Annotated in this window: 10 protein-coding genes; 6 read left to right on the top strand and 4 right to left on the bottom strand. The window is 63.8% G+C overall.

The window, feature by feature from the left end; genetic code table 11:
* Positions 1 to 191: 191 nt before the first annotated feature.
* Positions 192 to 842, top strand: a complete 651-nt coding sequence (cmk, locus tag EOC06_RS24050; RefSeq protein WP_128308956.1) for a (d)CMP kinase — start codon at positions 192 to 194, stop codon at positions 840 to 842.
* Between the two features lie 208 nt (positions 843 to 1,050).
* Positions 1,051 to 2,748, top strand: a complete 1,698-nt coding sequence (gene rpsA / locus EOC06_RS24045) for a 30S ribosomal protein S1 (RefSeq protein ID WP_013528183.1) — start codon at positions 1,051 to 1,053, stop codon at positions 2,746 to 2,748.
* A gap of 104 nt (positions 2,749 to 2,852) precedes the next feature.
* Here the strand turns inward: rpsA and EOC06_RS24040 are convergent, their stop codons facing one another.
* The 4 genes from EOC06_RS24040 to EOC06_RS24025 all read right to left on the bottom strand — a co-directional run bounded on the left by EOC06_RS24040 (position 2,853) and on the right by EOC06_RS24025 (position 6,837).
* Complete coding sequence (locus EOC06_RS24040; protein ID WP_127395332.1) at positions 2,853 to 3,560, bottom strand: SDR family NAD(P)-dependent oxidoreductase; 708 nt, start codon at positions 3,558 to 3,560, stop codon at positions 2,853 to 2,855.
* A gap of 186 nt (positions 3,561 to 3,746) precedes the next feature.
* Positions 3,747 to 5,324 carry a 5-guanidino-2-oxopentanoate decarboxylase gene (locus EOC06_RS24035; protein WP_128308955.1) on the bottom strand — a complete coding sequence of 526 codons (1,578 nt, stop codon included), beginning with the start codon at positions 5,322 to 5,324 and terminating at the stop codon, positions 3,747 to 3,749.
* A complete protein-coding gene (locus EOC06_RS24030) occupies positions 5,321 to 5,968 on the bottom strand; it encodes a TetR family transcriptional regulator C-terminal domain-containing protein (RefSeq protein WP_236383290.1) in 648 nt (215 codons plus the stop codon). Before EOC06_RS24030 ends, EOC06_RS24035 begins: the two co-directional genes overlap by 4 nt.
* Entirely contained in the window at positions 5,965 to 6,837 is an 873-nt protein-coding gene (locus EOC06_RS24025) for a dimethylarginine dimethylaminohydrolase family protein (RefSeq protein WP_128308954.1), read from the bottom strand. The genes EOC06_RS24030 and EOC06_RS24025 overlap by 4 nt, the downstream gene beginning before the upstream one ends.
* A gap of 213 nt (positions 6,838 to 7,050) precedes the next feature.
* On the opposite strand from EOC06_RS24025, the gene EOC06_RS24020 reads away from it, so the two are divergent.
* From EOC06_RS24020 to EOC06_RS24005, 4 genes are all read left to right on the top strand, one after another.
* Positions 7,051 to 7,866, top strand: a complete 816-nt coding sequence (locus tag EOC06_RS24020; protein ID WP_127320830.1) for an ABC transporter ATP-binding protein — start codon at positions 7,051 to 7,053, stop codon at positions 7,864 to 7,866.
* Positions 7,867 to 7,920: 54 nt separating this feature from the next.
* The gene (locus EOC06_RS24015; protein WP_023811511.1) at positions 7,921 to 8,721 is read left to right on the top strand and encodes a transporter substrate-binding domain-containing protein; all 801 of its coding nucleotides are present in this window, start codon (positions 7,921 to 7,923) and stop codon (positions 8,719 to 8,721) included.
* A gap of 156 nt (positions 8,722 to 8,877) precedes the next feature.
* Positions 8,878 to 9,591, top strand: coding sequence for an ABC transporter permease (locus EOC06_RS24010; RefSeq protein WP_206516821.1), 714 nt, complete (start codon positions 8,878 to 8,880; stop codon positions 9,589 to 9,591).
* Positions 9,591 to 10,400: an ABC transporter permease gene (locus EOC06_RS24005; RefSeq protein ID WP_027039831.1), complete on the top strand. Its 810-nt coding sequence runs from the start codon at positions 9,591 to 9,593 to the stop codon at positions 10,398 to 10,400. The genes EOC06_RS24010 and EOC06_RS24005 overlap by 1 nt, the downstream gene beginning before the upstream one ends.
* Positions 10,401 to 10,421 lie beyond the last annotated feature (21 nt).

The raw sequence follows: 10,421 nt of genomic DNA, 5'->3' as shown, positions 1-10,421 counted from the left end.
CCTCTGTCCTGCCGGACATCTCCCCCACAAGGGGGGAGATTGGCACGCTTTGCGCCTCGCCCAATTGTGCAACGTAGACAATTAGCGGAGGCCGCGATAACGGCCGATCTCCCCCCTTGTGGGGGAGATGTCCGGCAGGACAGAGGGGGGCGTGAAGGATCGTGGCGCCCAACCCTTTCGGCGGTCTGCAAATGACACATGTCTTCACCATCGCCATCGACGGCCCCGCCGGCGCCGGCAAGGGCACCCTCGCCCGGCGGTTGGCCGACCATTACCGGCTGAACCTGCTCGACACCGGCCTCACCTATCGCGCCGTCGCCTATGCGCTGATCCAGCACGCGCTGCCGCTCGACAATGTCTCAGCCGCCGAAACCGCGGCCCGCCAGGTCGACTTGGCAAAGCTCGACCGGGCGGTCTTGTCGGCGCATGCCGTCGGCGAGGCTGCCTCCAAGGTCGCGGTGTATCCGACGGTGCGGCGCATCCTCGTCGAAAAGCAGCGCGACTTCGCCAAGACGCCGCCCGGGGCCGTGCTCGACGGCCGCGACATCGGCACCGTGGTGTGCCCCGACGCCGACATCAAACTCTATGTGACGGCCAGCGCCGAGGTGCGGGCACAGCGCCGGCTGGCCGAGATCGAGAGCATCGGCGGGACCGCTGATTTCACCGAGATCCTCGCCGATATCGTGCGTCGCGACGAGCGCGACATGGGTCGAGCGGACTCACCGTTGAAGCCGGCGGTCGACGCGCACTTGCTTGATACCAGCGAAATGGCTATAGAAGCCGCGTTTCTTGCAGCCATGGCGATCATAGACGACGTGCTGGCCAAGAGAGACAAGGCCTGATCCGGGTTTTCCCTCGTATTTCCGTTGTCGGAGGCGAAGAAAATACCCATATCGGGCACGAACCAGCCTGCCAGCATTCTTCATGCGCCGGAATTGCCGCTTAAAAAGCGGCCCAGGGTTTTTGTAGCCCGGAACGCCGGCAGGCCAACGCAACGCTAACCTACGGCGCCCGTCCCGCTTCTAGATGCGGGGCACTCCAGGAGAAACAATGTCAGCTGCAAATCCCACTCGCGATGATTTCGCGAGCCTGCTCGAAGAATCATTTACCACAGGCCATTCCGGCGAAGGTCAGGTCGTCAAGGGTACGATCACCGCGATCGAAAAGGACATGGCCATCATCGACGTCGGCCTCAAGGTCGAAGGCCGCGTGCCGCTGAAGGAATTCGGCGTCAAGGGCAAGGACACCACCCTCAAGGTCGGTGACACCGTCGAAGTCTATGTCGAGCGCATCGAAAACGCGCTTGGCGAAGCGATGCTTTCCCGCGAGAAGGCCCGCCGCGAAGAGAGCTGGGTTCGTCTCGAAGAGAAGTTCACCAAGGGTGAGCGCGTCGAAGGCGTCATCTTCAACCAGGTCAAGGGCGGCTTCACTGTCGACCTCGACGGCGCCGTGGCCTTTTTGCCGCGCAGCCAGGTCGATATCCGCCCGATCCGCGACGTCTCCCCGCTGATGCACAACCCGCAGCCCTTCGAGATCCTCAAGATGGATCGTCGCCGCGGCAACATCGTGGTGTCGCGCCGTACCGTGCTCGAAGAGAGCCGCGCCGAACAGCGTTCGGAAATCGTGCAGAACCTCGAAGAAGGCCAGGTTGTCGAAGGCGTCGTCAAGAACATCACCGACTATGGTGCGTTCGTCGACCTCGGCGGCATCGACGGCCTGCTGCATGTCACCGACATGGCATGGCGCCGCGTCAACCATCCGACCGAAATCCTCAACATCGGTCAGACGGTCAAGGTGCAGATCATCCGCATCAACCAGGAAACCCACCGCATCTCGCTCGGCATGAAGCAGCTCGAGAGCGATCCGTGGTCCGAGATCGGCACCAAGTTCCCGATCGGCAAGAAGATCAAGGGCACTGTCACCAACATCACCGACTACGGCGCGTTCGTCGAGCTGGAGCCGGGCATCGAGGGTCTCATTCACGTTTCGGAAATGTCGTGGACGAAGAAGAACGTGCATCCCGGCAAGATCCTGTCGACGACCCAGGAAGTCGACGTGGTGGTGCTCGAGGTCGATCCGGCCAAGCGCCGCATCTCGCTCGGCCTCAAGCAGACGCTCGAGAATCCGTGGCAGGCTTTCGCCTCGAGCCATCCGGTCGGCAGCCAGGTCGAGGGCGAAGTCAAGAACAAGACCGAGTTCGGCCTGTTCATCGGCCTCGAAGGCGACGTGGACGGCATGGTGCACCTTTCCGACCTCGACTGGACCCGTCCGGGCGAGCAGGTCATCGAAGAGTACAATCGCGGCGACATGGTCAAGGCGCAGGTGCTCGACGTCGACATCGACAAGGAGCGTATCTCGCTCGGCATCAAGCAGCTGGCCAAGGATACGGTCGGCGAAGCGGCGACTTCAGGCGAACTGCGCAAGAACGCGGTCGTCACCTGCGAAGTCATCGGCGTCAAGGATGGCGGTCTGGAAGTGCGGCTGGTCGACAGCGGCATCGAGACCTTCATCAAGCGCTCCGATCTGAGCCGTGACCGCGACGAGCAGCGCCCCGAGCGCTTCACCGTTGGCCAGAAGGTCGATGCCCGCGTCATCGCCTTCGACAAGAAGACCCGCAAGCTGCAGGTCTCGATCAAGGCGCTGGAAATCGCCGAAGAGAAGGAAGCGGTCGCTCAGTACGGCTCGACCGACTCCGGCGCTTCGCTGGGCGACATCCTGGGTGCCGCGCTGAAGAAGCAGGGCAGCTAAGCTTCGGCTGTCTGCCGCGCCTCGCGCGCGGCCTCAACAAAAACCCCGCCGGAGCGATCCGGCGGGGTTTTTCTTTGACTTGACCGACGTGAAGGGTTGGAAGGTTACGCCCTGCCGTAAAGCGGCACCAGCGTGCCGCTCATCGCCTGATTGGCCGGCGAGGCAAGGTAGGCGATGGCCTCGGCGGCGGCTTCGAGGCTGACCCATCTGGTGACATCGGCATCCGGCATGTCGGCACGGTTTGCCGGCGTATCAAGCGTCGACGGCGCCACCGCATTGACCAGGATGCCCCTGTGCTTCAGCTCCTCCGCCATCGCCACCGTCATCGCGGCAACCGCGGCCTTGCTGGCGGCGTAGGCGACCATGCCGGCGCCGCGCCGCGGATCGAGCCCAGCGCGCGCGGTGACGTTGACGATACGGCCCGCGATGTCCGACGCCAGCATCGAGCGGATCGCGGCGCGGCAGCACAGGAAGGCGGTGCGTGCATTGGTGTCCATCATCTCGGCAAAGGACGCCGACTCGATCTTTTCCACCGGTGCGGCGGTGAAGCCGCCGGCCAGGTGGATTGAGCCCCACAGGCCTGGAACCTGACTGTAGAACGCCTCGACCTTGGCGGGGTCCGAGAGATCGACATTGTGCACCAACTGGACACGGTCATGCGCGGCGAAGGGAAAATGCGCTGGTGCGGCGGCATGGGCATTGGGCACATGGCAGATCGCGCCGTCACTCAGCAGTTTGCCGACAACCGCACCGCCGAGCGCACCGGTCCCACCGGTCACGACGATATGCTTGCCTTCAAGTGTTTCCGTCATCTTGGACGCTCCTGTCATTTTTTTATCGTTAGGTCGTTTCTGTGCCGCCGACGCGAAGCGTCGCGCCTTTTGCCCCGTCACTCAATTGACATCTCGACATGGCAGTTGTCGCGTCTTTGCATGCGTCCGCCCACCGGCCGGCCGTGGTTCAGGGCCGGCGAGACGGGAAATACGTAGCACCGTCCTTCAGTCAACCGTGATTTCGATGACGCGCGGCAGTCCGGTGGCCCGGGCGCGCTTCAACGCGTCCGCGAGAGCGTCGATGTCGGCAAGCCGTTCGGCGCCGATGCCATAGGCCTCGGCCAGCTTGCAGAAATCCGGCGGCGCCGGCGACACGCCGACCGGCTCGACACCGACATCGAGCATCGAGGTTTCAATCTCGCGGTAGCCTCTGTTATTCCAGACGACGAAGATGACCGGCGCCCGCGCATCGAGTGCGGCGCCCAATTCCGGCAACGTGAACTGGAAGCCGCCGTCGCCGGTCAGGCAGACAACCGGCGCATCGGGTATCGCAAGGGCCGCGCCAATCGCCGCCGGGGGGCCATAGCCGAGCGCGCCGAAGCCGGTGGCGGCATTGAACCAGCCGCCTGGGCGGTCGTGGTCGTAATAGAGGTTGGCGGCATAGATCGGCTGCGTCGAATCGCCGACGATGAGCGCGCCCGGCAAGGTGTCGCGGATCATCTCGACGGCGCGCACCTGTGCCTGCAGTGTCGGATTGAGCTCGGCAAAGGCTGTTTTTCGTATAGCAGCGGCGCGCGACGAACCGCCCTCGCTTGCCCGGACATGGCCCGTTTCCAGAAGCAGCGCTTCGAGCGCCTCAGCGCAATCGGCCTGGATCGAAACCGTCGCCGGGCGGCGGGCAAGCTGGTCGGCGCCGATATCGATACGGATCAGATTGGCGGGCAGGACAAAACCGCCATCGCTGTAGCCGTCATAGTCGGTCGGGCCGAATTCGGTGCCGGCGGCAATGACCAGGTCGGCGTCGGCCATCAGCGCCCGTACCGCCTTCAGGCTGGGACTGGCCGGCACGCAAAGCGGATGACCATGCAGCAGGCCGCGCGCATTGGTGGTCTGGACGACCGGCGCTCCCAGCCGCTCGGCCAGACGCCGCAGTGGCGCTTCGGCGCGTTTGGCGCCGCCGCCGACCAGGATCAGCGGGCGGTGCGCGGCACCGATGAGTTTGGCCGCGCTGGCAATTGCGGCACCTTCCGGCGCGGGTGGGGTCACATTGCTCAGCATGGCAGCGATGCCATCCGCCGACTTGACCATGACGTCGGTCGGGATCTCGATATGCACCGGGCCGGGCCGCGCCGATGAAAACAGGGCAAAGGCCTGCGCCAGGGCACCGGGCAATTCGCCGGCCTCGGTAACGCGCTGCGAAAACAGCGCCACCTTCTCCATCATGCCGCGCTGGTCCGGCAATTCATGCAGATGGCCCAGCCCCTTGCCCAGCGTCGGCGTGGCGTTGACGCCTGATATGACCAGCATCGGTGCCGAATCGGCGCGTGCCTGCCCCATGGCGGTGATGGTGTTGGTGAGCCCCGGTCCGGTGATGACAAAGGCGACGCCCGGCTTGCCGCTGGCGCGCGCATAGCCATCGGCCATGAAGCCGGCGCCCTGTTCGTGACGCGGCGTGACGTGGCGGATATTCGAGCGCGCCAGCCCGCGGTAGAGCTCGACCGTGTGGACGCCCGGAATCCCGAACACCGTGTCGACGCCATGCGCTTCGAGCAGCGAGATGAGGGCTTCGCCGAGTGTCGTCATTGGTTTTCCTCCCCGTCCGGCGCGAGGCCTAGTTCGGCCTCGACAGTCTTGATGCCGATCGCCGCCAATTCGCCGGCCGAGAACATCTCGCCGGCCAGGCAGCCTTCGATCCAGAGTCCGTCGATGATCGCATTAATCGCGATGGCATGGTGGCGCAATTGGCTTGCGTCCGGATTGCGCCGTTCGGCGGCGAGCACCTCAGCCACAACCGCCTCCACCTCATTGCGAAAACCAAGGTAGCCTTCGCGGTGGGCGTGGGCCAAGGTCGGATCCGCTCTGGCGCGGCCGATGAAGGTTGCCCAGAGCGAAAACACCCGCGCATCGATGATCGGCGCATTGAGGTTGGCGGTGACGAAAGCCGCAAGGCGCTGGCGAGGCGAGGCATTCTCCATGACCAAAGCCGCTTTCGCCTGCTCGGTCATGCGGCCCATCAGCGCTGCATAGGCTTCCTGCAGCAATTCTTCCTTGCCGGGAAAATAATGCCGGATCAGCCCAGCGGTGACGCCGGCACGCAATGCGATGGTGCGCAAGGTGGCGCCCTGCAGGCCATGTTCCGCCACGCTGTCCAGAGTGGCCTCGATCAGATCCTGCCGCCGCCGCTCCTCGCCCTCGCGACGGAACCTGCGGCGGGATGGCATATTCATTGGCGCAGGATCGGTCGCGTCAGGCATGTCGGCCCGCCCTCGCAGGCGATGCAGAGCGCATCCGCCTCGAAGATTTCGACCGTGCAGCCGGCGGCTTCCATCGCGGCTTTGGTCTTTGGAAAGCCTGCAACGGCAATGACATTGTGTGGGCTGGTCGGCAGCACGTTCAGGCTAAGGCCGTTGGAAGCCGCGAACTCTTCGGCGTCGCCTTCGACCAGCCGGACGTTGCGCGCCTTCAGCATCTGATAGAACGGGGCCGGCAAAAGCGGTGAATAGACCAGTGCGAGGTCGTCGGCCAGCGGGCTGATCACCGACATCAGATGCAGGCACGCCTCTTCGCCTTGCCACAGCGGCAGATCAAAGCCGTAGACGGAAACGCCCAGCGGCGTCAGCAGGTTGGAAACCTGCTGGATGCCTTCCTGGTTGGAGCGGACACCGCGCCCGATCACCAGCGTGCGGGCATCGAGCCATACACAATCACCGCCTTCGACCTGGCCAGGAACCTCGACGCGGCCCAGGATTGGAATACCCAGCCTTCGGTAGGTTTCCTCATGCAGCGAGGGCTCCCTGGCGCGCAACGGCTTGCCCATGGACAGGATCAGCGCGCCGCGATCGGTCATCAGCGACGGGTCGTGCGTGAACACCGAATCCGAAAGTCCATCCGCCGTGTCCTCGATCCATTCGATTTCGGCACCGGAAGCCGCCACCAGTTCAGCAAGGAGCGCGTGCTGCGATGCCGCTTTCGCCGGATTGAAACCCGGGCCATAGTGCCAAGCAGCCCTGTCGGCATTGCGCATGGCGTTGGCCGCCGACCGCATCAGCACGCGGCGCAGCGGCGCCGCCATGGACTGTGATCCGAAAGCGCTCATCGAAGTCCTTTTTCGCTGAAAAAAATCGAGAAAATTTCATGGAAGGCTATTTATACACTTGCACAACAAGCTCGCAAGTGCCGTAATAAGCAGGATTGACGGGCTCGCGCCGTTGGGTCCATGCTGAAGTCTGGAGCGGGGCAGTACAGCGTATATGTTGATTAGCCGGATAGACGTTCGACGAACCGCCACCGACCCTATAGAGGTCACCCAGTGAGCGTGGTGGAAGCTGCCACAGTCCAATCCGGCAAGGCGCATGACGGCGCCGCCGAAGCCATCCACGTCGAAAACCTGCACAAGAAGTTCGGTGAGCTGCATGTGCTGAAGGGCGTCTCGCTGTCGGCGCGCGACGGCGAGGTCATCGCAATCATCGGCGGCTCGGGCTCCGGCAAATCCACCCTGCTGCGCTGCATCAACTGCCTGGAAAACCCGACCAGCGGCATCATTCGCGTCAATGGCGAGGAGATCAAGCTCAAGGCCGACAGCCACGGCCACACCATTCCGGCCGACCGCAAGCAGATCGAGCGCATCCGCTCCAAGCTCGGCATGGTGTTCCAGAACTTCAACCTTTGGAGCCACATGACGCTGATCGAAAACGTCATCGAGGTTCCCGTACATGTGCTCGGCGTCAAGCGCGATGTGGCGATCGGCGAGGCCGAGAAACTGCTCGCCCGTGTCGGTCTGGCCGAAAAGCGCGACGTCTATCCGGCCTATCTGTCGGGCGGCCAGCAGCAGCGCGCGGCGATCGCCCGTGCGCTGGCCATCAATCCGCGCGTCATGCTGTTCGACGAGCCCACCTCCGCACTCGATCCCGAGCTGGTCGGTGAAGTGCTGAAGGTGATCGGCGACCTGGCGCGCGAAGGCCGCACCATGGTGCTGGTCACCCACGAGATGAAGTTCGCCCGCGAGGTCGCGACGCATGTCGTCTATCTCTACAATGGATTGGTCGAGGAAGAAGGCCCGCCCGAGCAGATCTTCGGCGCGCCCAGATCCGAAAGGCTGAAGCAGTTCATCCGCAACATCGGCTAGGACAGGCCGGGACGGAAGAAAACCGGGAACCAACAACAAACTGGGAGTCATGAAATGAAGACCGTTCTGAAGACATTCGCCGCAGCGCTGCTGCTCGGCGTCGCAGCCATGGGCGTGGCCAAGGCCGATCCGGTCAAGATCGGCGTCGCAGCCGAGCCTTATCCGCCCTTCACCTCGCCCGATGCTTCGGGCAAGTGGGTTGGCTGGGAGATCGACTTCATCGATGCCGTCTGCGCCGAGGAGAAGCTCGATTGCGTCATTACCCCGGTCGCCTGGGACGGCATCATCCCGGCACTGACGACCAAGAAGATCGACCTCATCGTCTCCTCGATGTCGATCACCGCCGAGCGCGCGAAGACGATCGATTTCTCGGACAAGTACTATAACACGCCGACCGCGATCATCGGCCCCAAGGACCAGAAATTCGGTTCCGCCCCGGACGACCTCAAGGGTAAGATCGTCGGCGTGCAGGTTTCGACGGTGCACGCTGTCTACGCCAAGAAACATTTTGGCAGCACAGCCTCCGAGATCAAGGAATACCAGACCCAGGACGAAGCCAACAACGATCTTGCCGCCGGCCGCCTCGATGCGGTGCAGGCCGATTCCATCGCGCTTGGCGAGTTCCTGAAATCCGACCAGGGCAAGGCCTGCTGCGACCTGAAGGGCATGGTCGCTCCCGATGACGAAGTGCTCGGACCGGGCGTCGGCGCCGGCGTGCGCAAGGAAGACACCGAGCTGAAGGGCAAGATCAACGCCGGCATCAAGGCGATCCGCGCCAACGGCAAATATGACGAGATCTCGAAGAAATACTTCGATTTCGACATTTACGGCGGCGGCGGCGCGCAGTCGAACTGACGATCCTCGCATGAGCCGTGGGGCATGGCGCCAGCGCCATGCCCCACCTGCCCGATCTTTCCCAGGCATGTTTGCCGCCGACACAGCCGTCGGCGGTTGGCCAGCACTTCGGGGGCGACGCTGATCGACGCACTTCTTTCGGCCTCCGCGGCCGGCATCACCGAGCTTCTCTCGCCCTACCCGCCAGGCTGGGGCGGGACGCTTCTGGTCGGGCTGCTGCACTCGATCGAGATCGCGCTGGGCGCCACGTGCCTCGGCCTTCTGATCGGCACCGGCGGCGCCTACGGCAAGCTTTATGGCGGGCCGGTGGTGCGCGATCTCCTGGCGGTCTACACCACCATCGTGCGCGCCGTGCCCGAACTGGTGCTGATCCTGCTGCTCTATTACGCCGGAACCGACCTGATCAATCAGGCGCTGACGGCCATGGGCTATCAGCGCGTCGACGTGAGCGGCCTTGCCGCCGGCATCGCCGTGCTCGGCTTCGTCCAGGGCGCCTATTCGACAGAGGTGATACGCGGCGCGATCCTGGCCATTCCGCAGGGCCAGATCGAGGCCGCCCGCGCCTATGGAATGTCTCCGGGCCTGCTGTTGCGGCGCATCACCTTGCCGTCAATGCTGCCCTTCGCCATACCGGGCCTCGCCAATCTCTGGCTGATCGCCACCAAGGATACCGCGCTATTGGCGGTCGTCGGCTTCTACGAACTGGCGCTGGCGACGCGGCAGGCGGCGGGTGTCACCAAAGCCTATTTCACCTTCTTTTTCGCGGCGGGCGTGCTCTATCTGCTTTTGTCGCTGTTCTCCAACCTCGTCATCGGCCGGGTCGAGACCTGGTCGCGGCGCGGCATGCCTTCGCTCAAGGAGGCGCGCTGATGGCCAACGAGGCTGCCATCATCAACGTCGTCGCGCGAACATCGCTGTGGCTGCAGCCGCACCGCATCGTGCTGATCCTGATCGCACTGGGCCTTGTTCTGTCGGCTGCCTTTTTCATGCGCTGGGACTGGCTGCCGCAATATTATGAAATGGGCTTGATCGGCATCTGGCGGTCGCTGTGGATCCTGGCCGTCACCTGCGTGCTGGGCTTTCTGCTCGCCGTGCCGCTCGGGCTGGCGCAAGCCGCCGGCTCATTCTGGTTCGCCGCGCCTGCCAAGGTGTTCTGCACGGTGATCCGGGGCACGCCGCTGCTGATCCAGCTCTGGCTGCTCTATTACGGCCTGGGTTCGCTGTTCCCGCAATATCCGTGGATCCGCGAATCCTGGATGTGGCCATATCTCAGGCAAGCCTGGCCCTATGGCGTGCTGGCGTTGACCCTGTCTTTCGCCGGCTATGAGGGCGAGGTGATGCGTGGCGCCTTTGCCGGTGTGCCCAAGGGACAACTGGAGGCGGCGCGTGCCTTCGGCATGAGCCGCTGGAAGGCATTCCGGCGGATCTGGCTGCCGCAGGCCATCTACCGGGCGCTGCCGACGCTGACCGGCGAGACCGTGCTGCAGTTGAAATCGACGCCGCTGGTGGCAACGATCAGTGTCATCGACATCTTCGCCGTTTCGTCCAAGGTGCGGCAGGACACCTACCTCACCTATGAGCCCCTGCTGCTGCTGGCGCTGATCTACATGACGATCACCGGTATTCTGGTCTTCGCCTTCAGCAGGATAGAGGCCAGGATCCCCAACAAGATTGGCTAGAGGGGAGTAGGGGAGTAGGGG

The organism is Mesorhizobium sp. M7A.F.Ca.MR.362.00.0.0, assembly GCF_004023175.1.
GTDB lineage: Bacteria > Pseudomonadota > Alphaproteobacteria > Rhizobiales > Rhizobiaceae > Mesorhizobium.
Note: the sequence above shows the minus strand (reverse complement) of the source record. Positions and strands in the feature narration are given on the sequence as shown.

Coding starts and splice junctions, on each gene's coding strand:
- cmk (WP_128308956.1), top strand. CDS start 192: ATGACACATGTCTTCACCATCGCCATCGACGGCCCCGCCGGCGCCGGC.
- rpsA (WP_013528183.1), top strand. CDS start 1,051: ATGTCAGCTGCAAATCCCACTCGCGATGATTTCGCGAGCCTGCTCGAA.
- EOC06_RS24040 (WP_127395332.1), bottom strand. CDS start 3,560: ATGACGGAAACACTTGAAGGCAAGCATATCGTCGTGACCGGTGGGACC.
- EOC06_RS24035 (WP_128308955.1), bottom strand. CDS start 5,324: ATGACGACACTCGGCGAAGCCCTCATCTCGCTGCTCGAAGCGCATGGC.
- EOC06_RS24030 (WP_236383290.1), bottom strand. CDS start 5,968: ATGAATATGCCATCCCGCCGCAGGTTCCGTCGCGAGGGCGAGGAGCGG.
- EOC06_RS24025 (WP_128308954.1), bottom strand. CDS start 6,837: ATGAGCGCTTTCGGATCACAGTCCATGGCGGCGCCGCTGCGCCGCGTG.
- EOC06_RS24015 (WP_023811511.1), top strand. CDS start 7,921: ATGAAGACCGTTCTGAAGACATTCGCCGCAGCGCTGCTGCTCGGCGTC.
- EOC06_RS24005 (WP_027039831.1), top strand. CDS start 9,591: ATGGCCAACGAGGCTGCCATCATCAACGTCGTCGCGCGAACATCGCTG.